The sequence below is a fragment of the Micromonospora sp. DT31 genome (genome assembly GCF_049841795.1).
In the GTDB taxonomy this organism is placed as follows: Bacteria; Actinomycetota; Actinomycetes; order Mycobacteriales; family Micromonosporaceae; genus Micromonospora.
In genome coordinates, this window is the sequence record NZ_JBNCKZ010000014.1 from 57,626 (window position 1) to 81,721 (window position 24,096).

The window sequence follows — 24,096 nt, forward strand, 5'->3', positions numbered from 1 at the left end:
CCGCAACCGCACCGCCCCGTGCCCCCTCACGAAGGCGACCGCCGTGCCCGTCCACCCCTGCGCCGTTGCCCGCCGGTTCCTGCTCCGACCGCTGCCCCTGCCCGAGCTCGCCGTGTGGCTCCTCGGCGCGATCTTCCTGCTGGCGGGCGTCGCCGCAGTCGTGCCCGGCGTCGCGGCCGCCGCGCTGGCCGTGGCCGGCGGTTCGGCCCTCGCCTGCGTCCGGCTCGCCTGGCTGGCCGGCGCCCCGCCCGCCGCCGCCCCGCCGCCCCGACCCACCTCGACGGAGCCGCCCGGCGCCGCCCCGACGCGGCACGACCGTCCGGGCGCGCCGGTCCCGACGCGACGACCCGACCCCGCTGCCCGGCCGGCGGACCAGCCCGTGCCCGGTACGGCGACCGGGCGGCACGCCCGTCGACGGACGCTGTCCCGCCGGGTCGCCGCGATCCTCGACGCCGCCGTCCTGGTCTCCGGGCTCACCGTCGCGGTGCTGCCGCTGACCGGTACGGCGCAGCGGTTGCCGGTCGCGCTGGCCGGGATGGGCCTGGCCACGTCCCTGTACGCGACGGCCCTGCTGGCCCTGCCCGGGCGCTCCCGGCTGTCCGGGCGCGAGCTGCTGCGCCGTACCGTCGACGTGCTCGCGCTCGGCGTCAGCCTGGTCTTCGCCGGCGGGATGCTGCTACCGGGCGGGCCGGTGCCGCCGGCCGCCGGGATCGTCACGGTCGGCGCGACGGCGGCGTCCGCAGTGCTCGTGGTGACGGCGCTCGCCGAAGGCCGCCACCGGCCGGGGGCCGCGCGTTGTCAGGCGGGCGCGGCGTGCACGATCGGAGGGCTGGCGCTGCTCGTGGTGCTGCTGGCCTACGGTGCCCCGGGGCGGGCGCTGCCACTGGTCGCGCCGGCGCTGGTGGCCGGGGCGCTGCTCACCGCCGCCGGGGCGCGGCGGGCGGCGGCCGGGGACCGGGCGCGTCCGGAGACGACGTCGGCCGCCCGGCTGACCGCGCCGGCTGCCTGGCCCCGGCTGACCGCGCCGGCCGCGGTCGCCGGGCTGGCCGCCGGTGTCCGTCTCGCCACGGCGGGGGAGATCAGCGTCGGCGCCGTCGCCCTGGGGCTGTCGGTCCTCCCGCTGATCGTGGCGGGTGAGCTGTTCGCCGCCGCCGACCAGCACCGCCGGGTACGGCGGCTCGCCGCCCGGGAGGCGTGGTTGCGGCGGCGGCTCGGGGCGGGCGGCGGGGCCGGCGAGCCCGCACCGCTGGCCCCGGCGGACCTGGTGCGGGCGGTGTCGCACCGCAGCGGCGGCGCGCTGCTCGTCATCGACCTGCACGGCGACGAGACGGCCCGGCCGGACGGCTCGGTACGGGCCGAGGTGGCGCGTCGGCTGCGGGCCGGTTGCGGCGCGCACGACCTGGTCGCCCGGCTCGGCGACGCCGAGTTCGCGGTGCTCACCGACGTCGGGCCGGTGCTCGCGTACGCGCTCGGCACCCGACTGCTGGCGGCGCTTGCCGAGCCGTACCCCCGGCCCGACGGCGGGACGATCCGACTGCTGGTGAGCGTCGGACTGGCCGAGACCCGCGGCGGCGACCCGGAGGACGTGCTGCGGCAGGCCGGCCTGGCCCGCCGTCGGGCGGTGCAGCTCGGCCGGGACCGGGTCGAGTGGTACGACGCCTACCTGGAGGAGCAACTGGTCCGCCGCCTGGATCTGGAGCGGGAGCTGCCCGGCGCGCTGGCGCGGGGCGAGCTCGACCTGGTCTACCAGCCGGTGGTGGAACTGGCCGACCGGATGCCGGTGGGCACCGAGGCGTTGCTGCGCTGGCGCAGCCCGGTGCTGGGGACCGTGCTGCCGCTGGAGGTGCTGCCGGTGGCGACCGACCTCGACCTGATCGGCGAAATCGGGCGGTGGGTGCTGGACCGGGCCTGCCGGCAGCTCGCCGCCTGGTCCGACGGGGGCCGGGAGCTGTGGATGGCGGTGAACGTGACCCCGCGGGAGCTGGCCGCGCCGGACTTCGTGGCCCGGACCGCGACGGCGCTGGCCGCGTACGACGTGGCGCCGGAACGCCTGGTGGTGGAGGTCGCCGAGCCGGTGGTGGGCGCCGACCTGTCCACCGTGGTGGCCCGGCTGGCCGGGCTGCGCTCGATCGGCGTCCGCACCGCGCTCGACGACTTCCGTGCCGAGCAGGCTTCGCTCGCGCAGTTGCGCCGGCTCCCGGTTGACCTGTTGAAGGTGGGTCCCCACCTGGTCGGGCCGGGCGTGGACGGCCAGCGCCCGCTGATCGACGTGGTGGCGAACCTCGCCGACCGGCTCGGTGTGGAGCTGGTGGTCGAGGAACTGGAGTCGGACGGTCAGGTCGCCGGGGCGCGACGGGCCGGCTGCCGGTACGGCCAGGGCTTCGCGTTGGCCCGGCCGGCGACCGCGGAGCGGGTCGAGGCGTGGTTCGAGGAGTTCCCGCTGGCCTCACGCTGAACCGCAGGCCTCGCTGAATCGGTTCAGCGATCCCGTGGTGGGGCGGTGCTGCCGCGCGGCGTCAGGTGCGCGGTCTCGTCCTGCGCCACGGACGCCGGTTCACCGGCGACCACCGCGAGGAGCCGACGGGCGGCGTGCGCGCCGTACGCCGGGATGTCCCGGCCCAGCGCGGTCAGCGGCGGGTGCACGAGCCGGCAGAGCGGGGAGTCGTCCCAGGCCACGATGGACAGGTCGCCGGGCACGGCCAGGCCCATCTCCTGGGCGACGGCGAGCCCGGCGACGGCCATCACGTCGTTGTCGTAGATCACCGCGGTCGGGCGGTGGGCGGAGCTGAGCAGCCGGCGGGTGGCCCGCGCGCCCTCCTCACCCGTGTAGTCCGACCAGACCGTGCTGGTCTCGTGCAGCCCGAGCCGACGGCAGACGCCGGTGAACGCCTCGGTGCGGATCTCGGTGTGCAGCAGCGTGGGCAGGCCGCCGACCCGGGCGATCCGGCGGTGCCCGAGCGCCGCCAGGTACTCCACCGCCTCGACCAGGGCCGCCGCGTCGTCGGACCAGACGCTGGCCAGGCTGCCGGTGTGGCCCGGTCCGCCGATCACCACCGCCGGCAACTGCAGTTCCTCAAGGGCCGGCACCCGCCGGTCGTCGGTACGCAGGTCGCAGACGAGGACACCGTCGACCCGGCGTTCGGCCCACCACCCGCGGTAGACCGCGATCTCCGCCTCCTGGTCGGCGACCACCTGGAGGGTGAGCGCGTACGAGCGGGCCGACAGTTCGGCCTCGACGCCGCTGATCAGCGCCATGAAGAACGGCTCGATGCCCAGCGTCCGCGCCGGCCGGCACAGTGCCAGCCCGACCGCCTTGGCGGTGGCGCCGGAGAGGGCGCGGGCCGCGTTGCTCGGGCGGAAACCCAGTTCCGCCGCGATGGCCAGGATGCGCCGGCGGGTCGCCTCGGAGACGCCGGGTTGTCCGTTCAGCGCGTACGACACCGCGCCCTTGGAGACCCCGGCGCGCCGGGCGACGTCGGCGATGGTGGGCCGCTTCACCGAGGCGCTCCTCCACTGTGTCCTGCCCTGGCGGGCGTTTCCGGTCGTCGGGAGCGGCCGGGGCTGTGACGCTACTGCACTGCCGCCGGTCGCCCAGCCCGCGTGGCGTACCGGCGGACCGCCGGGAGCGGGGTGGCTTGTCCGGTTCAGATTAGGGCGGGCCGGTCGGCTCCCTGGCCCGGACGCCCGCGTTGACCGGCCGTTGACGGTGCCGTGACCGGATCGTACGGTGGCTTCACTTACCCGGTTCAGTCCGTGTGCCCGACCGTCGTGCCGCCCGCGATCCGCGGAGGCATGGGAGTGCGGTGACGTCGTGAGCCCTCACCTGCCGCTGCACGACGGCTGGACGCTGCGGGCCGAGCCCGGCCCGCAGGTGCCGCCGCGGATCGCCGGGAGGACGGCCCCGGCGACCGTGTCCGGCTGCGTACACACCGACCTGCTGACCGCCGGCCTCATCCCCGACCCTTACCTGGACGACAACGAGAACCGGCTCACCTGGATCGGGCACGCCGACTGGACCTACCGGACCAGCTTCGACCGGCCGCCCGCCGGCGACCGGATCGACCTGGTCTGCTCCGGCCAGTCGAGCCAGTCGAGCCGGTCGACGGTGGCCTGCGGGTCCGGGTGACCGCCCGGGCCGTGCTGCGCGACCTGACGCTGTTCCCGGACCGCCTCGATCCGGCCGCGCAGGTGGGCCGGGCGCTGGTGACGCTGCTGCCGGGGGAGAGCGCGACGTTCACGGTGCGCGCCGCCGCCCCGCTGCGTGAACGACATGTAGGGAAGGGTCCCCTGTTAACGCCTCCGGTAGAGGAGGGGACCCCTTTTAACACTCGGGTTCGGCGGGCACGCGGCGGGTACCAGGACGGCATGACTGATCCGGTGGAGCTTTCCGAACTGCACGCCGGGGGCGCCGACCCCGACCACGCCACGCCCGACGACCCGCACGCCGACCTCGACGGCACCGACGAGGAGTCACCCGCGGAGGCCGGGTTGCCCATCGACGGCACGGCACCGGCCGAGGAGGACCCGATCCGGCCGTGACCCCCGGCCCGCTCACCGGTGCCCCGAGGTTGTACATGGCGCGGGGGAGACCCTCACAGCGTCGCGGCGGTAGCGCCCTGCCCCGCTAGCCGGGCAGTGCGGCGAGACCGGACAGCAGCTCCCAGCGTTCGGCGTCGGTGAGCACCGCGTACGCCGGCTCGTCACGGCGGTCGGTGTCCGTCTCGATCGCGGCGCGCTCCGGCCCGTCCGGCAGGGCGCGGATCTCGTCGGCGGTGAGCCCGGCGGCCCGCCATGCCGCCCGGTGCGCGTCGGCGCGGTGGTGGCGCAGCGAACCCAGTCGGGTGACCAGCAGCAACGCCGGGGGCGCGTCCGCCGGTTCGTACGGCGGGGACATGGCGCGAAACGCCGGGCCGCCGGTGGCCTGCGCGTGCGCCAACACCCGGCCGACCAGGTCGGCGAGGCGGGGCACGATGCTCAGGCCGGGCAGCACCCCGGGCAGCGTGGACCACAGCTCCTCGGCGGCCTCGCCGGTGGCCCGCTGCGCGAACAGCGTCAGCTCCCGGCCCAGCTCGGTGAGGTGCCAGGCGCCTTCGTCGTCCCGGACGAAGATGCCCTGCGTCAACTCCTCGTCCATGCTGCCGGAGGTGTAGATCAGGCCGTCGGCCAGCGCCTCGGCGGGTATCGGCCGGGCCAGCACGCCGGAGAAGAAGCTGTTCTCCGCGCCGAGGGTGCAACCCCGTTCGGCGTAGAACGTCTCCATCCGGGCGCGGGCAGCCCAGAGGGCGCCCACGTACACCCGGTCGATGGCCGGTCGGACCAGTCGCGCGTAACTCACCGTCTCCACGACGGCGGACCCTACCGGCCGCGGAGCGTTAAGAAGGGCCCCCTCCTCTACCGGAGGCGTTAACAAGGGGCCCTTCCTTGCTCACTCGGCAGGGTTGGCACTGCCGCCCTTGCCTACGGGTCGCGGATGCCGGGAGGTAGCGGCTCGCACATCCAGCGTTCTGGTGCGATCGAGGGGCCAGAAGACCGGCACGGCGGTAGGTGCGGCCGCATGGGCTCAGCCATCCAGTCAGACGCGTACGCCTCCGGTACGGGTAGTGATCGGCCCTGCGGAGTGTGCTCAAAGAAGTGTCAAATAGTCGACTTTGGAGAGTGCCGGGTGGCCGGTACCGTCCACGGGATCCAACACAGCTGAATACGTGGGGAGTGGCCGTCATGACTGCGCAGGTGCGGCATGCGTGAGGACTCACCGCGCTGGGAGCAGATCAATCCGAGTGCCTACGTGCACGAGCAGGACGGTCTGCGTGAATTGGCGTCGTACCTTCCGGACGCCGAGCCATATCACGTGTGGGCAAACGTCGAGTTCGTGGGCACCGACGGCTCGATCAATGAGATCGATGCCCTGGTGCTCACCCGCAGTGGCCTCTATGTGCTCGAACTCAAGCACTGGCAGGGCCGGATCTCCGGCGACGGCCAGCGGTGGCGGCGCGGCAGGTCCCGCCTGGACAGCCCACTGATCCTGACCAATCGCAAGGCCAAGCGGCTGCGCAGCGTCATCGGCCAGTACGCGCCATCCGGGGCCCGTATTCCTTTCGTGCATGCGGCGGTCTTTCTGCATGCCCGCAACATGCGTTGTGAGCTGGACGAAATCGGGCGACAGCACGTCTATGGCCTGGACGGCAACGACACCGAATTGCCCAGCCTCAAGCAGATGCTGCTGGCTCCGCCGACGGATCCCCGTCATTTCGTCGACGCGGTACGTGGCCGGCAGATCGTCGATTTGGTACGGGGCGCCCGGATCCGGCCGTCCGTGGCCGAACGGCGGGTCAACCAACTCATGCTGCACCAGCGTCCCTTCGCCGAGGGCATCGGTTGGCAGGACTTCCTCGCCGACCACACCGTGGACACCTCACTGCTGCGGCGGGTGCGGTTCTATCTGACCAGCAGGGCGGCGGAGGAGGACGTGCCGGCGATCCGGCGCGCCGCCGAACGCGAGTTCCGGCTGTTGCAGGGCATCCACCACCCGGGTATCGCCCGCGCGCTGGATTTGGTCGAGCATCCTTGGGGCCCGGCGGTGGTGTTCGACCACCGGCCCGAGTGGCAGCGCCTCGACCAGTGGCTGGCCGAGCGCGACGGACGGCTCCAACTGGCCCAGCGGTTACAACTTGTTCAGGATCTCGCTGAGGTCGTGGGGCACGCCCACTCGCGCCGGTTGTCGCACCGCTCGCTGAATCCCCGCGCGGTGTACGTCTGCGACCCGGACAGCGCCCGCCCCACGCTTGTGGTCACCGACTGGCAGACCGGCGGACGGCTTCCCGGTACCCGAATGACCTCGTTCGGTTCGCCGACCGACCCGGCATCTCTGGAACTGTTCTTCGACGATTCGGTGCGCCGTTACCAGGCGCCCGAGGCGGCGACCCTCGACGACCTGCCGGGCCACCAGCTCGACATGTTCTCTCTCGGCGCGCTGGCGTACCGGATTTTCGCTGGTGTGGAGCCGGCGACGTCGGCGGAGGAGTTGGTCGCCGCGGTTGCCGGCGGCGGTCTGCGACTGGACGCGGTCGCCGACGGTATGCCGAAGGCGTTGGTGGAGATAGTCTACGACGCCACCCGGGGCGATCCGGGGCCGCGAATGCGGCGGGTCACGGACTTCCTCGCCGGCCTGGAACTGGTTTGGGAGGAACTGACCGCGCCGGAGCCGGAACCGGTGGTGGACCCCCTGCGGGCCCACCGGGGTGACGTGCTCGACGGCGGGCTGACGGTGCTCGGCCGGCTGGGCAGCGGCTCCACGGCGGTCGCCCTCTTGGTGACCGAAGAGACCGCGGCGGATCGGCGGCCGGTGGTGCTCAAGGTCGCCCGGGACGAGCAGTACGCGGAGCGCTTCGCCGCCGAGGCCCGCACCGTCGACAAGCTGCGTGACTCGCGGGTTGCGGCGTTGGTGCGCGGCCCGGTCAAGGTGGGCGGCCGGACCGCGCTGCTGCTGGAGAACGCGGGCGAACGCACCCTGGCCGAGGACTTGCGCGGCGGCCGGCTGGCGCTGGACCTGCTGGAACGGTACGGCCGGGATCTGCTGGAGATTGTCGCCTTCCTGGACGGGCAGGGCGTGTGGCACCGGGACATCAAGCCGGCGAACCTGGCTTCGCGCCCGCGCCCGAAGGACAAGCAGCCGCACCTGTGCGTCTTCGACTTCTCCCTGGCGGCGGTTCCCGCCAACCAGCTCACTGCCGGCACGACCGCCTACCTCGACCCGTTCCTCGGGCCGCCGCGCCGGCTGCGTTACGACGCCGCCGCCGAGCGGTTCGCCGCCGCGGTGACGCTCTACGAGATGGCCACTGGGACGCTGCCGCGGTGGGGCAACGGCGCGAACCCGGCAGCCATCAGTGACGAGGTGACTCTCGACCCGGCGGTCTTCGACCCTTCGGTCGCGGACCGTCTGGTGGCCTTCTTCGCCAAGGCGCTGGCCCGGGATGCGGCGGACCGGTTCGACACCCTCGACGAGATGACCGACGCGTGGCGGGCGGTGTTCCGGGAGATCCCCGAGCCGATGACCCCCACGGATGACACCGGCGGCGTCGCGCCGTTGAGCCGGGCCTCGTCGTTGGAGGCGGCCGAGTTGACCGCCCGAGCCCGCTCGGCGCTGGAGCGTCTCGGCATCGGCACTGTGGGTGAACTGCTGGACGCCGAGCCGTCCGCGCTGACTCGGGCCAGGGGCGTCCCGGATGCCACCCGCAAGGAGATCCTGGCGCGTAGCCGGGAACTGCGCGACCTGCTCGCGACGCCCGAGCCGGCGGCGCCTGCACGCACCGACGCGCAGCACGTCGAAGCGCTCGCCGTTAGCCTGCTGCCATCCGAGACCGGTCGCATCTCCTGGCACCGCACGGCTGTACAGGTGTTGCTCGGCCAGGCCGCCGACGAGGACGGCCATTATCTGCGGTGGCCGTCTCAGGCGGACGTGGCCCGGGTTGTCGGCAAGCAGCAGCCGGACGTGTCCCGCCTGTTGAAGCGGGTCGTCGCCCGCGACTGGCAGCCCAACTCGGCGCTCGGGCTGGTCCGCGACGAGATCGTGGCTCTGTTGGACGCGCGGGGCGGGGTGGCCTCCGGCGAGGAGATCGCCGAGGCGTTGAACGTCACCCGTGGTTCCTACACGGCCGAACCGAAGCGCACTGCCCAGGCGATCGGCCTGGTCCGGGCGGCGGTGGAGACTGAGTTGGCGCGGGGCGGTGACGCGCGGCTGGCGATGCAGCGGCTGCGCGGCGGTGACACCGTCCTCATCGGCCGGGAGCCGGACGACCCGGGCACCGAGCGCACGGCCGACGACCTGCTCGGTTACGTGACCCGGCTCGGCCGCCGGGCGGCGGCCCTGGCGGGTGCGGACCCGCTGCCCAGCAGGAGCCGCGCGGTGGAGGAACTGCGCGCGCTGGAGGCGCCGCCGGACGGCATGCCGCCGCTGGGCGAGGCCCGGCTTCTCCAACTCGCCGCCGCCGGCAGCGGTGGCGAGGCCGCGGTCAACGCGCAGGGCCAGCTCTACCCGGCGGAGCGGATGCCCGCCGAGCGGGCGCTGCGCCTGGCCGCCGGCGCGCTCGTGGGCCAGAAGCTCGACCCCGAGACGGTACGCGCCAGAGTGCGCGCCCGGTTCCCACGAGCCCAGGAACTGCCGAACCGGCCGAAGCTGGACGAGATGCTGCGGGAGATCCCGCTGTTCTGGGACGCGAGCATCGGTCGTTTCGTCCCGCCGGACCGCACCTCGTCGCTGACCGGCACCCGCAAGGGCAGCACAGTGGGCCCGATCCTGGCACCGGGTGCCGCCGCCCGGGCCCGCAGGCGGCTCGCCGACGTGATCGACCGCAACGGCTTCCTGGTGGTGCTCACCTCGATCCGGCGCCCCGGTCGCGCTCGCCAGGCCCTGCTGGACCGTTACGACCTCGTCGAGGTCGACGTGACCGCGATCATGCTGGAGCGGCTGCGCGCGCTCAACTTCCCCTGGGAGGCGATCGTCGCCGCCGACACAGGCACCCCCACCGACGCCGATTTCCGGTCGCTGGTGGAGCTGTTCCAGCACGACGTGATGCCGGCGGTCGAGGCCGCGCTCGCCGATGCCGACCGGCCGGTGCTGATCACCGAGGCCGCGCCGCTGGCTCGGTACCAGCAGCTCCGGCTGGTCCAGGAACTGGCCGACCCGACCCGCCCTCGTCCGGCCGCCCGACTGCTGCTGGTGCCGCTGCGCAGCACCGAGTCGGTGCAGCTCGACGGGCAGCAGCTTCCGCTCACCTCGCCGGCCAGTCAGTCGCTGTGGCTGCCGGACGAGTGGGACACCCCCATCCTGGAGAGGACCGCCCCCCGATGATTCCGCTCAAGGCGTTGCAGGCCCAGGTCATCGCTCTCACCGACGACCTGCGCGGGCAGGTCGCGGAGGACTCCGAACTGGAGTCGTCGCTGCGCAAGGAACACGCCCAGGCGGCCGAGGCCCGGCGTACGGCGGGGACGTTCGAGACCTGGCTGGACGACGTCGTGGACCAGGCGGCGGTGGCCTGGGTGCTCGGCTGCGTGTTCGTTCGCTTCTGCGAGGACAACGAGCTGGTCGAGCCGCTCTGGATCGGTGGTCCCGAGCCGGTCGCACCCGTCGGCCGGGCGATGCAGCACCGCCAGCAGCACCTGATCGACAACCCCCGCCACAACGACCGGCACTGGTTGCGCGAGGCGTTCGACTATCTGCGTGGGCTGCGCGCCACCGGCAAGATCTTCGACGAGCACAACCCGGTGTGGCGGTTCGGCATCTCCGGCGAGGCGGCGGAGAAGCTGTCGGAGTTCTTCCGGCGCGGGCCGGGCCTGGTGTCGCTGCGTGTCGAGGACCTGAACACCCGCTTCCTCGGCGACCTCTACCAGGACCTGTCGACGCACGCGAAGAAGACGTACGCGCTGTTGCAGACGCCGGACTTCGTGGAGGAGTTCATCCTCGACCGCACGTTCGAGCCGGCGGTACGCGAATTCGGGCTGCCGGAAACCTCGGTCATCGACCCGACCTGCGGGTCGGGGCACTTCCTGCTGGGCGCGTTCGGCCGGCTGGTGGACAAGTGGCGGGAGCGCGAGCCCGCCACCGACATCCGGGTGCTTGTGGAGCGGGCGCTCGGCCAGGTGACCGGGGTGGACATCAACCCGTTCGCTGTGGCCATCGCTCGGTTCCGGCTGCTGATCGCCGCGATGAAGGAGTGCGGGCTCACCTCGCTGGAACGCACGCCGTCCTGGCCGGTCCGGGTGGCGACCGGCGACTCCCTGTTGCAGTGGGGGCGTAAGTCGCGGCACCAGGGCGACATGCTCGCGATGCTGGAGGGGCGGGACGCGTTCGCGTACGCGACCGAGGACGCCGACGTGCTCGCCGACTACCTGCGCGAGGGGCAGTACACGGTGGTGGTCGGCAACCCGCCGTACATCACGGTCGCCGACAAGGCGCGCAACCAGCTCTACCGGGAGATCTATCCCGACGTCTGCCACCGGCAGTACGCGCTGACGGTGCCGTTCGCCAAGCGTTTCTTCGACCTGGCGAGGCAGTCCGACGAGCACGGCGAGGGCGCTGGCCACGTCGGCCAGATCACCGGCAACGCCTTCATGAAGCGCGAGTTCGGCAAGAAGCTCATCGAAGACTACTTCGCGCACAGGGTTGAGTTGACCGAGGTCATTGATACGTCGGGTGCCTATATCCCCGGCCACGGAACGCCGACAGTCATTCTGATCGGCCGAGCAAATGGCTGTCGTCGGCCTACGGCGGTCCGCGCTCTTCTTGGGGTAAGAGGGGAGCCCGCCCCTCCTCAAGATCCCGCCAGAGCCATCGTTTGGTCGGCAATCAGGACGCAGATTAATGGTTCGGCAAGCGAGTCGGCTTGGGTCAGTTCGGTGGACCTTCCTCGTCAGCAGCTTAACTCATTCCCGTGGAGCCTTGCGGGCGGTGGGTCCCTGGGTTTGATGACGGCAATCGAACGTGGCTCTCGGCGGAAACTATCCGACGAAGTCGACAACATTGGATTCGGGGCGGTAACGCGCGAAGATGATGCCTTCGTTCTGAATGAAGGCGCCCTCCGGCGCTTCGGTGTCCCAAAATTCTATCGGCGAGCGATGGTCGAAGGCGAACAAACCCGCGACTGGCTTGTCTCGTCTAGTGTGAACTGTGTCTGGCCCTACAGCGAGACCACCCTTGAGGCTGATCTTGAACCGAGTGTGGAGCGGGTGCTGTGGCCGAATCGCCGCCTTCTCATTGAGCGGGTTGCATACGGAAAGACGCAAATCGAACGCGGCCTTGCCTGGTTCGAGTTCTCGATGTTCTTCCGTCGACGCTATGCCTCACCCACATTGCTCACCTTCGCTGATGTCGCGACACACAACCATTTCGTCGTCGACGGTGAATCCCGGGTATTCAATCGGCACTCGCCGGTGATCAAGTTGCCGGAGGGGGCGACGGAGGATGATCACCTGCGGCTGCTCGGGGTGTTGAACAGTTCCACCGCCTGCTTCTGGCTCAAGCAGGTGAGCTACCCGAAAGGCGGTGATCCAATTGGAGGCGACGGAGCAAGAGTCAGCGCCGAGCCATGGTCCGACCGCTACGAGTTCACTGGCACGAAGCTTCAGGAGTTTCCGCTGCCCGCGGCGTACCCGTTGGAGCGGGCGCGGCTGCTCGACTCGCTGGCGCAGCGGCTCTCCCGGCTGACCCCGGCGGCGGTCGCGGAGGCCGGGGTGCCGACCCGCGAGCGGCTGGCGGCGGCGCACGTCGACTACGACGACACCCGGGCGCGCATGATCGCGTTGCAGGAGGAGTTGGACTGGGAGGTCTACCGGCTCTACGGGCTGCGTGACGACGATCTGACCTGCGCCGAGCCACCGCTGCTCGCGTTGGGGGAACGGGCGTTCGAGATCGTGCTGGCGCGGCGGATGGCGGCCGGCGAGGTGGAGACGCAGTGGTTCGCGCGGCACGGGTCGACACCGATCACGGAGCTGCCGGCGCACTGGCCGGACGACTACCGGGCGTTGGTCCGGCGGCGGATCGAGGCGATCGAGTCGGACCGGAACATCGCGCTGATCGAACGGCCGGAGTGCAAGCGGCGGTGGGCCACCGAGGGCTGGGGCGCGATGCAGGCCAGGGCGCTGCGGGACTGGCTCCTCGACCGGCTGGAGGCGCCCGAGATCTGGGGCGACCGGCCGATACCCCAGTCGGTGGCCCAGCTTGCCGACCGGGTACGCCACGACGACGACTTTCGCGCGGTGCTGGAGCTGTGGATCGGCCGTGACGACTACGACCTGACGAAGACGCTGGCGAAGCTGGTCGCCGACGAGCACGTGCCGTTCCTGCCCGCCTACCGCTACAAGCCCACCGGGCTGCGGAAAAGGGCGCAGTGGGAGCGGACGTGGGCGCAGCAGCGGCTGGAGGACGCTGGCGAGGACGTGGACATCAAGGTGCCGCCGAAGTACACGTCGGCGGACTTCGTCAAGCCGTCCTACTGGCGGGCGCGCGGCAAGCTCGACGTGCCGAAGGAACGCTTCGTCTCGTACCCGAAGGCGGGCCGCGACGGCGACGTCACGGAGCTGCTCGGTTGGGCGGGGTGGGACCACCTCGCCCAGGCCCAGGCGCTGGCGACCGTCTACCTGGACCGCAAGCTCCAGGCGGCGTGGCCGGCGGAACGCCTGCTGCCGTTGCTGGCGGGCATCGCGGAGCTGGAGCCGTGGCTGCACCAGTGGTACGCCGACGAGCGGCCCGACTTCCCCGGCTCCCCGGCCCAGTTCTTCACCGACCTTGTCGACGCCGAACTGTCCCAGCTCGGTGCCCATCGGGGCAGTCTCACGGTCCTCCAGGGCATCGCCGGCTAGACGCGGATGCGGGCTCGCCACGGTGGTGCAACGCCGTGGAGGTCCGCCCGTCGGCCAACTGATCTTATTCCCGTGAACGCATGAAGTTCGTCGGCCGAACATTCACGTTAGCTGATCTCAGTTTGGTTTGTTGTTGACCGAGCCTGCCTGCTACCTGTGTCCGGTGCATTACGTCAAGGGCCACTACCGGGACGGGCGCTGGGTGCGCCCGCACTACCGTCGAAGCAGAGCCTCTGCCTCTGCCCACCCCCAGAGTGCCCGCACGCGGGTACGCCGCCACCAGCGCAGCGACGGTACATGGGTGCGATCACACTATCGGCAGAGTCCATCAACACCGACGGAGCCCAGCGGCGGGGATGGCAGCCTGTGGATCTTCGGCGGCTTCCTGTTGTTTCTGTTGTTGTTGTTCCTGTCCTTGTGACCCGTTAAGCAAAGGCTGCGGCCCACCGAGTCGCAGCCGGCGGGTGCCTCCCGGTGCCTCGCGCGTGCGAGGAAGGAAAAAACCTGTGCAGGGAGTAGTCCGTCGACGGTTGACCTGTCCAGAATCTGACTCATTTTCGTCGCGGCCATCGCTCGCCGCCCAAGGCATGAGCCAACCTGATCTGCGGTTCCTCGGGCGATCGGCTGATGGAAGGTCAGCGTTCTGCGGCGCTTTCCGTCAGTTGGGCAGGATCACGTCCAATCGGTGCGCTGCCAAGCAATCAGGTCGATGGGTAGCGTGTCGGGCACCCTGGGGAGTCTTGGAGGAGTACCTGTGACGCTGCTGCGCGACCTGATCGACATCCCGACGTCCGTCGGCGAGGGCGACTTCGTGGTGAAGGCGGCCGAGGGCGCCGACCTGCACCGGTACGTCGTCACCGACCAGCTACGCGACAACTTCGCCACCGCGTTGCAGCGGATCGGCCACGCCGTCACCACCGGCCGCTCCCAGGCCATGTTCCTGCACGGTTCGTTCGGCTCCGGCAAGTCGCACTTCATGGCGGTGTTACGGGAGATCCTGGCGCACAACCCCGAAGCCCGGAAGATCAAAGGGCTGGAGGGGCCGGTGGTCGCCGCCGACTCCTGGCTGCCCGGCCGGAAGTTCCTCGCCCTGACGCTGCACATGCTGGACGCGCGTTCGGTCGAGCAGGCGATCCTCGAGGGCTACCTGCGCCAGATCACCGCCGCCCACCCGGATGCCCCCGTGCCCGCCGTACACCGGTCCGACGCCTTGCTGGACGACGCCGCCGGCCTCCGGCGGACGCTGGGTGACGACAAGTTCTTCGCGGCGCTGCGCGGCGGTGCGGCCGCGCCCGGCGCGGGCGGCGGTGGCCTGGCCGCGTTGCGCGCCCAGGCCGAGGGGTGGACCCCGCAGCGGTACGCCGAGGCCGCCGCGCAGCCGCCCGGCACGAAAGGCCGCGACGCGCTGGTCAGCGCGCTCACCCAGACCTTCTTCAGCGGCGCGGTGCACAGCGCGGAATACCTCGACCTGGACACCGGCCTCGCCGTCATCACCCGGCACGCCAAGTCCCTCGGGTACGACGGCATCGTCCTCTTCCTCGACGAGCTGATCCTGTGGCTGTCCGGCCGGATCGCCGACTACACCTTCGTCAACACCGAGGGCGCCAAGCTCAACAAGCTTGTCGAGTCGGCCGACGCGGCCCGGCCCCTGCCACTGATCTCCTTCGTCGCCCGCCAGCGCAACCTGGAGGAGTTCCTCGGCCCGCAGGTCGGCGGCACCGAGCGGGAGGCGCTGGCGCACGTCATGCGCAGCGTCCAGGGCCGACTCGGGGAGATCGTCCTCGCGGACACCAACCTGCCGGAGATCACCGAGAAGCGACTGTTGCACCCCAACGACGAGGCGGCGCGGGCGGTCATCGACAACGCGTTCGCCACCGTCCGCCACAACCGCGAGGTGTGGGACACCCTGCTGCTCGGGGCGCAGTACGGCGACGCCGGCATCGGGTCCGACGCCACCGCGTTCCGCCAGCTCTATCCGTTCTCACCGGCGCTGGTCGCCACCCTGGTCGCGTTGTCGCAGGCGTTGCAACGGGAGCGGACCGCGCTCAAGGTGATGACCGAGCTGCTGGTCGAGCGGCGGGACACCCTACGGGTCAACGACCTGATCGGGGTCGCCGCGCTCTTCGATCCGCTGGTGCTGCACGGCGAGTTGCCGGATCGTCCGAAGCTGCGTCAGCAGTTCGACGCGGCCCGCAACCTCTACCTGCGCAAGCTGCGCCCGTTGCTGCTCACCCTCAACGGCATCGACGAGGAGCGGGCGGCCGGCCACACGCAGTTCCAACTCGACGACAAGCTGGTCAAGACGATCCTGCTCGGCGCGCTGGTGCCCGAAGTGCCGGCGCTGCACAACCTGACCGCCGCCAAACTGCACGCACTCAACTTCGGCTCCATCGCCTCACCGATCCCCGGATACGAGAACACGATGGTGCTCACCCGGTTGCGCAAGATCTCGCAGGACGCCGGCGAGCTGCACCTCACCGACGACCACGACCCGGTCGTGTCGCTCAAGCTGCACACCGTCGACTTCGACAAGCTGCTCGACCTGGTGCCGCACAACGAGACCTCGGCCGGCGTACGGCAGCAGTTGCTCCGCGAGCTGATCAGCGCCGAGATGGGACTGGCCGGGGCCGAGGGCAGCCACGGCGAGTTGCAGCACCCCCGCGAGTGGCGGGGGCGACGACACATCGTGCAGGTCAAGTTCGGCAACGTCCGGGACCCGCTCACCATGCCGGTCGCCGCCCTGATCGCACCCGGCGAGGCGTGGCGCATCGTCGTCGACTATCCGTTCGACCCGCAGGATCTGCCTCGGAACGCCGACCGGGCGCGCATCGACGAACTGCCACGTGGCTCCAACACGGTCTTCTGGCTTCCGCTGTACCTGACCGACGACATGATGAGCCGGGTCGCCCAGCTCGCAAAGATCAATTACCTGCTCGGTGTGGGTGGCGCGGGAGAGCGGCTGAACACGCTCGCCGCCGACTGGCCCCAGGCCGAACGGCAACAGGGCCGGGTCTACCTGCTGCAGCGGCAGACCCAGCTCCGCGACGGCCTGATCACCGCGCTCAAGCAGGCGTACGGCGCGGCGAACCCGCAGCCCTCCGACGTCCACGCCGACAGCGTCGCCGTGCTGCACACGCTGGCCGACGGGCTACGTATCGGCGACCCGAGGGGCGGCACCCTCGCCGACGCGTTCCGCAACCTCACCGGTGAACTTCTCGACTGGTCGTACCCGGGCACCCCGGCGCTGCCCGTTGACGAGAAGCCGCTGGCCCGCGCCGACCTGTCGAAGGTGTTCGACTACGCCAAACGTGCCGCTGCGGATCCCACCCACGGCGTCTCCATCGACAACCCGGCCGATCAGAAGACGCTGCGCCGCATCTGCAACCCGCTGCAACTCGGTGAGGTGGTCGACCACCGCTACGTCCTCGACATCAGCACCTGCTTCTGGAGTCGGCACCTGCTGCAGGAGGCGGCACGGCAGGACCACCGCGACCGCTGGCCGGTGCACGCGTTGCGCAAGCTGCTGGACCTGCCGAAGGCTCGCGGCTTCGACCGGGAGCTGCAAAATCTGATCATCGCGGTCTTCGCGTTCGAGCAGCAGCTCAGTTGGTACGACAACGGCGGCAAGATCAGCGTCGCGACGATCAACGGGGTGGAGGACCGCTTCGAGCTACGCCACCCGCCGATGCCGGACGACGAGACGTGGAAGGCGGCGGTGAGCTTCGGTCAGCCCTTCTTCGGCGAGGTGTTGCCCCGGTTCCGTAACCCGGCCAACCTGGGCGCCCTGGCCGGCACCATGCGCGGGGTCGCCACCCGGTACGCCCCGTCCGCCGGGCGCCTCGTGGAAAGGCTGGAGTCGCACGCGAAGCTTCTCGGCCTCGACCCGCTCGCCGACTCCGGCCGCCTGGCCACCGCACGGCGGGTCGCGCAGCTCCTCACCGAGGTCGCCCAGGAGCCCGACGACGTGGTGCTCGTCGCCGTGGTCGCCGAGGGCGAGCGGCGCCTCGGCGGCGTGGACGGCCACGCCGCGAGCCAGGTGTTCAAGCGGGCGCAGGAACTCACCCACGCGCTGACCGACGCGCAGTGGTCGGTGATCGACGCGATCAGCCGGCGGGCAGCGGCGCAGGACGACCCGCGTGCCCGGAGCATCATGGACCAGTTGCACGCCGCAGGTCGGGACGAGCAGCACGGCACGGACCTGGCCGAAGCGCTGCGGCGAGCGGTCGAAGCGTCGGTCGACATGCTCGCCGAGCAGCGACCGGTGGCCCCGCTCCCGCCGCCCCCGCAGGATCCACCGCGGTCCGGCACCGCACGGGGTAACCAGGATCCGGTCGTTCACCCAGGGTCCGTTGCCGTCCCCCCGCGGATCCCCGAACAGCGAGGAAACGGCAGCAACACCCCCGTCGACCCGACACCGGCGGTTCCCGGGGAGACGACAGTCCACGACCTGGATGCGCTGGAGGCGGTTGTCATCGGGATGCGAGCCGCGGTCTCCGCCGGCCGTCCGGTGTCGATCGTCTGGCGGGTCGTCCAACAGGAGCGGCAGGGATGAGCGTGCCACGGGCCACCGTCCGCCCGGCGGCGGTGCGCCGCAAGGTCGAAGCATGGCTCGCCGAGCGGGATGACACCGACGCCATCGTGCTCCTCGCCCGACCGCAGTGGACCGACGATCCGCTGCTCACCGTGGGAGGCAGAAGCGTGCGGGTCGTTCCCTGCCCGACGCCGCTCGCGGCGCGTGCCGCCCTGGCCGACCGGCCACCGCACGAGAAGCTCGTCCTCCTGACCGATCTCACCGACCACGAACTGGGGGATGGGCTGCTCGCCCACGTCAGCCTCCAGCAGGGGCGCAGCGTGGATCCCTGGGACCTGGTCAGCCAGACGTTCGGAGGTCGGGTGCGTCCGGACTCCACCCTGGCGCGTACCGGGCGGTGGGTTGCCGACGCCTTGACCGAACTGGCGCCGGCCGACGGCTGGCCACCCCCGACCGGCACGATCCTGACCCGTGAGCATGCGCTGAGGCACCTCACCGGGACGGTGCTCGGACTCGAACCCGACGGGCTGGACGCCGCGGGACTGCTGCACTGGAGCACTGACGCCCCGGCGCAGATGCGCTTCGGTGAACTGCCGGCCGAATGGGTCGACGGGCTCGGCGCGTTCCTGGTCGAGGTCGCCGGCCCGGTCGCGGTGCCGGTGCTGGCAACGGTGCGTGCCGGGCACGGAGTAGACGCCATCCCGCTCGGACTGCTGGCCGGGGTGCTCTGGCCGCGCGAACCCGCGCAGGCGTCAGATGTCGAACTCGCGGTTGCCCGCACCCGACTGGAGCCGCGCTTCACCGGCACCCGGCTGACCGAGACCCAGGCGCTGGCCTACACCGAGGCCGCTGAAGCCTGGATCTACCGTGCCCTCGACGACGAGGCGGTCCGGCACGACGCGCACCGGCTGCTGCGGCGGGCCGAGGACATCGCGGGGGAGATCGGCGTCGCCGGTCGGCTCGCCGCCTCGCCCCTGCTCCCGGCGGGATTCACCCAGCGGATGCGAGCCTTCGGCGCCGCCGTGCGGCTGGCCCTTCCGATTACCGGAGCGGCGGTGCCGGCCGGTGACCTGATCGAGCGGGCACAGGACCGGTTGGCCGAGGTGGAGGCGCACCGGTCGGCGGACCGTACTCGGGTGGAGACCGCGCGGATGGCGGTCCGGCTCCTGCGCTGGTTGGCCTCGCCTGAGCAGGCGCCGCCCGCCACCATGCTCGACGCCGTGCACCGGCAGGTCCGCGAGGACGGCTGGGTCGACCGGGCCCGGCTCGACATCTTCGACGGCGACGTCGACCCGCAGGTCGGCGAGGCGTACCGGGCCCTGCACCAGGCGGTGCACGCCCGCCGGTCCCGTCACGATCGTGAGTTCGCCGAGCTGTTGCAGGACACCACAGGCGCGGAGCGTGACCCAGGTGCCCTGTTGCGGGTGGAGGACGTGCTGGACCGGGTGATCCAGCCGATCCTGGACCACGGCCGGCGCGTCCTGTTACTGCTCCTGGACGGCATGGGAGCGGCAGCCGGAATCGAGATCGCCGAGTCACTGGGGCGCAGCGGCGCCTGGACCGAACTCACCCCGCACGGCGGCCAGCGCACCGGCGCCCTCGCCGCCCTGCCCACGGTCACCGCCGTCAACCGGTGCAGCCTGTTCACCGGCAGGATCAAAGTCGGCGACCGTGGCGACGAGTCGAAGGGGTTCACGGCCCGTTTCCCGGGCGCGGTGCTGCTGCACAAGGCCGACCTGCGGACGCCGGCTGGTCTGGCCGTCGACCGCGAGGTCGCCGCCTCGATCGAGGATCCGACTGTCCCGCTCGTCGCCGCCGTCATCAACACCATCGACGACGCGCTCGACCGCAGCGACCCGGGCACCGTCGAGTGGAGTGCCGACACGGTCAAGGGGCTGCGCGACCTGCTTGCCGTCGCCCAGGACCGGATCGTGGTGCTGGTCTCCGACCACGGGCACGTCGTCGATCGCGGCTCCGAGGCCGTGCTGGGCAAGTCGGACGCCAGCGAGAACCGTTGGCGTCCGGCCACCGGTGAACCGCAGGACGGTGAACTGCGCTTCGAGGGCAGCCGGGTTGCCCTCGAAGGTGGCCGGGTGATCCTGCCCTGGCGGGAGGAACTGCGGTACGGCCCCCGGAAGGCCGGCTACCACGGTGGCGCGAGCCCGGCTGAGGTGGTCATTCCACTCCTGCTCTTCGCCTCCGGAGACGACGAAGCCGTTCCCGGCTGGGCGGGGGCGCCGGTCGCCAGCCCGAACTGGTGGCGGGAACCGGTCCGGCAACCCGCGCGCGACGAGCAGGTCACCACGCCTGTCCCTCGCACAGCGGCAGCACGCCCGACCCGCCGACCCCGAGCGGCCGTCCAGGACGAGAGCCTCTTCGACGTACCGGCGCAGGCGCCGACGGCACCGATCCCACCCCCGCCTGTCGGTCCGCCGGCTCCGACCGACCCGGCGTCCGCGCTCGTCGAGGCGCTGCTCGCCAGTCCGGTATACGCGGACCGGCGGGGAAGCCGGGCGCCGATCCCGGACGAGCGGGTGGCCGCGATGGTCACCGCCCTCCTGGCCGGAAAGGGCCGGGCCACCCTGGAGACGCTGGCGACCCGCGCGGGCGTGCCGGTACACCGCATGTCCGCCACCTTCACCGCGCTCCGGCGGCTGTTGCAGGTAGAGGGTTACCCGGTCCTCAGCCTCGACCCGGACGGGCGAACGGCGAAGTTGGACATCCCCCTGATGATCGAGCAGTTCATGCTGGCGCCCTCATGACGGTCGAGGTCAGTGCCCGCCGCCGGCGTGACATCATCGACGCGCTACGCCGGGGCGTGGTGCCCGCCAATGGTCTGGATGCGCTCGCGGTCGGCCTCGACCGGTTCACCGTCGCCCTCGACGAGGACTTGGACCGGGTGGCCGGTGCGGGCAGCGTGTTCAAGGCCGTCCGAGGTGAGTACGGCGCCGGGAAGACCTTCTTCACGCGGTGGCTCGGCGAACGGGCGAAACGGCGCGGCTTCGCGGTGGCCGAGGTGCAGATCTCCGAACTCGAGACACCGCTGCACCGGATGGAGACGGTGTACCGGCGACTCGTCGAGCAGTTGGCCACCGAACAGTTCCCACCGAGCGCGCTGCGGCCCGTACTCGACAACTGGATCTTCGCCTTGGAGGAGGATGTCCTGGCGGCCGGCACGGCGACCGAGGCGGACGCCGAAGCGCTCGACCGCGCGGTGGGTGCGCTGCTCGAAACCCGCTTGGCGGACATCTCGCGCAGCACCCCCGCCTTCGCCGCGGCACTGCGGGGCTACCGCAGCGCGCTCGCGGACGGCGACGATGTCACCGCCGGTGGCCTCGCCGCCTGGCTGGGCGGGCAGCCGCACGTCGCGGCGGCCACCCGACGATCCGCCGGGGTGAAGGGCGACCTTGACCACTTCGGTGCGCTCAACTTCCTGCGTGGCCTGCTGACCGTGCTGAGCGACAGCGGCCACCCTGGTCTGCTTCTGGTACTCGACGAGGTCGAAACGCTGCAGCGGGTTCGCGCGGACGCCCGGGACAAGGCGCTCAACGCCCTGCGCCAGCTCGTCGACGACATCTACGCCGGCCGCTTTCCCGGGCTGTTCCTGGTGGTCACCGGCACCCCGGCGTTCTTCGACGGCCCGCAGGGCGTCCAACGGCTCGCCCCGCTCGCTCAACGGCTCGCCACCGACTTCGGCCCGGAACCCCGCTGGGACAATCCCCGCGCCACCCAACTCCGGCTCCCCGGCTTCACCGAGGACTCACTGGTTCAACTCGGCGCGCGGGTCCGGGAGATCTACGGCGGAGAACGGGTGCCCACCTTCGTTGACGACCGTTACCTCGGTGAACTTGCCCGCGCGGTGGCCGGGCGGCTGGGCGGCCAGGTCGGGGTGGCGCCCCGCGTCTATCTCAAGAAACTCGTCGCGGATGTCCTGGACCGCGTTGACCAGTTCCCCGACTGGGACCCGCGGCAGCACTACGGACTGACCCTGCGGCCCGATGAACTGACCGACGTCGAGCGGAACGCGGTCGCGGCCGACGACGTCGAGTTGTCGATGTGAGCGAGGACGTCCCGCTGGACCCGGTGCTCCTGCATCACGTGGTCAACAGCCTCGGATGGCCGGACCTACGTCCGTTGCAGCGTGCCGCCCTCGCGCCGGTGACGCGCGGCGACGATGCGCTGCTGCTCGCCGCGACCGCCGGGGGCAAGACCGAGGCGGCGATCTTCCCGCTGCTCACCCGCATGGCGGGTGAGCGCTGGAGCGGCACCTCGCTGCTCTACCTGTGCCCACTGAAGGCACTGCTCAACAACCTGCATCCGCGGCTGGAACGGTACGCCGGATGGCTGGGACGCACTGTCGCACTGTGGCACGGCGACGTGAGCGCGACGGCTCGTCGCCGGGCGTTGTGGCAACGTCCTGACATTCTGCTGACCACACCAGAATCGATCGAGTCCATGCTGGTGAGCACGAAGGTCGACCACCGGCTCTTCCTCGCCGGTGTGCGCGCGGTAGTGGTGGACGAGGTGCACGCCTTCGCCGGCGACGACCGCGGTTGGCATCTGCTGGCGCTACTCGAAAGGCTGGCCCGGGTGACCGGCCGGCCCCTGCAGCGGGTCGGACTTTCCGCCACTGTGGGCAACCCAGACCAGCTTCTCACCTGGCTGCAGGGTTCGGGGGCGGGCAGCCGTCCGGGCACGGTCGTCGCCCCCGACCGGGTCACCGACGTCCGTCCCGTTGGTGGACCTCCGCCAGGCGAGGTCGAACTCGACTATGTGGGGTCGCTGGCCAACGCTGCCGTTGTCGTCGCCGCCCTGCACCGTGGGGAGAAGCGGCTGGTTTTCTGCGAGTCCCGGCAGACGGTCGAGGAACTCGCCGAGTTGCTACGCGAACGCGGCGTGACCACCTTCCTCTCCCACGCCTCGCTCTCGCTCGACGAACGGCGCCGGGCAGAACAGGCGTTCGCCGAGGCCAGGGACTGCGTCATCGTGTCCACCAGCACGCTGGAACTCGGCATCGACGTGGGCGACCTGGATCGGGTGATCCAGATCGACTCCCCGACGACCGTGGCATCGTTTCTACAGCGACTCGGCCGTAGTGGGCGCAGACCGGGCAGTTCGCGCAACTGCCTCTTTCTCTGCCGCAGCGCAACGGAGCTGACCAGGGCCGCGGCTCTGCTCTCACTGTGGGGCGACGGCTGGGTGGAGCCAGTCCTTCCACCGCCTGAACCTCGTCACATCGTCGCCCAGCAGATGCTCGCGCTCTGCTTGCAGGAGGGTCGCGTCGGGGACCGGCTCTGGACGCAGGCATGGAACGGTCTGCCCCCGTTCGACCGGAGCGCCGAGCCGGTCGTGCGCCATCTGACGGAGCAGGGGTACCTCGACAGCGACAGCGGGTTGCTGTTCGTCGGCCTGCAGGCAGAACAGCGGTTCGGGCGGCGGCACTTCATGGAGTTGACCGCTGTGTTCACCGGCCCGCCGGAGTTCACCGTCCTGCACGGGCGGCAGGAACTGGGGCGAATCGATCCGAGCCTGCTCACCGAGGAGGTGCGGGGCGACCGTCGACTGCTGCTGGGCGGCCGGAGTTGGCGGGTCAACTACGTCGACTGGCAACGGCGGCGCTGCTTCGTGGAACCCGCGGACGGCGGCGGTCGGGCCCGGTGGACCTCGCAGGGCTGGCTCGGATCGAGCTATCCGTTGACCCGAGCCATGCGGCAGGTGCTACTCGGGAAGGACCCGCCGGTGCGGTTGACCACGCGGGCGGCGAGCCGACTCGCGGCGACCCGTGAGGAGCGTTCGTCCCTGGTCCACCCGGGCGGCACCTGTGTCGTGCGTGCGCGCGGCGATCTCCACTGGTGGACCTGGGCTGGCCTACGCGGCAACGCTACGTTGGCCGCCACGCTCGGCGAGGCGGTCGATCCCGCGCAGCGTTTCGACGACTGCGCCATCCGGCTTCGCCAGGACGTGACAAGGGACCAGTGGCGGGCCCTGGTGACTGACGCAGGTGAGCGCTTGTGTCTTCCGGACATCGACCGGCGGGCCGTCGCCGGTTTGAAATTCGGCGCGGCCCTGCCCGAGCGACTCGCGGTCGCGACTCTGGCCGTACGGCTCGCCGACCTTGACGCGGCGGCGGCGGTGCTGACGGAACCGGTTCGCTTTTCGGAACTGGAGTGTTAAGACGGGCCCCCTCCTCTACCGGAGGCGTTAACAAGGGG

General features: G+C 71.4%; 11 protein-coding genes. 9 read left to right on the forward strand and 2 right to left on the reverse strand.

Going from position 1 to position 24,096, the window contains the following annotated elements; genetic code table 11:
• The first annotated feature begins 43 nt into the window (after window positions 1-43).
• On the forward strand, window positions 44-2,455 hold the full coding sequence (locus ACLQ2X_RS21540; protein WP_425682881.1) for an EAL domain-containing protein: 2,412 nt from the start codon (window positions 44-46) through the stop codon (window positions 2,453-2,455).
• 23 nt (window positions 2,456-2,478) lie between these two features.
• On the opposite strand, the gene ACLQ2X_RS21545 is transcribed toward ACLQ2X_RS21540, so the two are convergent.
• The gene (locus ACLQ2X_RS21545) at window positions 2,479-3,498 is read right to left on the reverse strand and encodes a LacI family DNA-binding transcriptional regulator (protein ID WP_425682882.1); all 1,020 of its coding nucleotides are present in this window, start codon (window positions 3,496-3,498) and stop codon (window positions 2,479-2,481) included.
• A gap of 313 nt (window positions 3,499-3,811) precedes the next feature.
• On the opposite strand from ACLQ2X_RS21545, the gene ACLQ2X_RS21550 reads away from it, so the two are divergent.
• Window positions 3,812-4,126, forward strand: a complete 315-nt coding sequence (locus tag ACLQ2X_RS21550; protein WP_425682883.1) for a glycosyl hydrolase 2 galactose-binding domain-containing protein — start codon at window positions 3,812-3,814, stop codon at window positions 4,124-4,126.
• 239 nt (window positions 4,127-4,365) lie between these two features.
• A complete protein-coding gene (locus ACLQ2X_RS21555; protein ID WP_425682884.1) occupies window positions 4,366-4,539 on the forward strand; it encodes a hypothetical protein in 174 nt (57 codons plus the stop codon).
• Window positions 4,540-4,624: 85 nt separating this feature from the next.
• Here the strand turns inward: ACLQ2X_RS21555 and ACLQ2X_RS21560 are convergent, their stop codons facing one another.
• Window positions 4,625-5,344: a hypothetical protein gene (locus ACLQ2X_RS21560; RefSeq protein ID WP_425682885.1), complete on the reverse strand. Its 720-nt coding sequence runs from the start codon at window positions 5,342-5,344 to the stop codon at window positions 4,625-4,627.
• Window positions 5,345-5,737: 393 nt separating this feature from the next.
• Between ACLQ2X_RS21560 and pglW the strand changes: the two genes are divergently transcribed.
• From pglW to ACLQ2X_RS21590, 6 genes are all read left to right on the forward strand, one after another.
• Complete coding sequence (gene pglW, locus ACLQ2X_RS21565) at window positions 5,738-9,847, forward strand: BREX system serine/threonine kinase PglW (protein WP_425682886.1); 4,110 nt, start codon at window positions 5,738-5,740, stop codon at window positions 9,845-9,847.
• The gene (gene pglX / locus ACLQ2X_RS21570) at window positions 9,844-13,353 is read left to right on the forward strand and encodes a BREX-2 system adenine-specific DNA-methyltransferase PglX (RefSeq protein WP_425682887.1); all 3,510 of its coding nucleotides are present in this window, start codon (window positions 9,844-9,846) and stop codon (window positions 13,351-13,353) included. Before pglW ends, pglX begins: the two co-directional genes overlap by 4 nt.
• A gap of 754 nt (window positions 13,354-14,107) precedes the next feature.
• A complete protein-coding gene (locus ACLQ2X_RS21575; RefSeq protein WP_425682888.1) occupies window positions 14,108-17,905 on the forward strand; it encodes a phage resistance protein in 3,798 nt (1,265 codons plus the stop codon).
• Window positions 17,902-20,646 (forward strand): BREX-2 system phosphatase PglZ, encoded by a 2,745-nt coding sequence (pglZ, locus tag ACLQ2X_RS21580; protein ID WP_425682889.1) that lies wholly within the window; start codon window positions 17,902-17,904, stop codon window positions 20,644-20,646. Before ACLQ2X_RS21575 ends, pglZ begins: the two co-directional genes overlap by 4 nt.
• Entirely contained in the window at window positions 20,643-21,944 is a 1,302-nt protein-coding gene (gene brxD / locus ACLQ2X_RS21585; protein WP_425682890.1) for a BREX system ATP-binding protein BrxD, read from the forward strand. The genes pglZ and brxD overlap by 4 nt, the downstream gene beginning before the upstream one ends.
• On the forward strand, window positions 21,941-24,058 hold the full coding sequence (locus tag ACLQ2X_RS21590; protein ID WP_425682891.1) for a DEAD/DEAH box helicase: 2,118 nt from the start codon (window positions 21,941-21,943) through the stop codon (window positions 24,056-24,058). Before brxD ends, ACLQ2X_RS21590 begins: the two co-directional genes overlap by 4 nt.
• The last annotated feature ends 38 nt before the right edge of the window (window positions 24,059-24,096 follow it).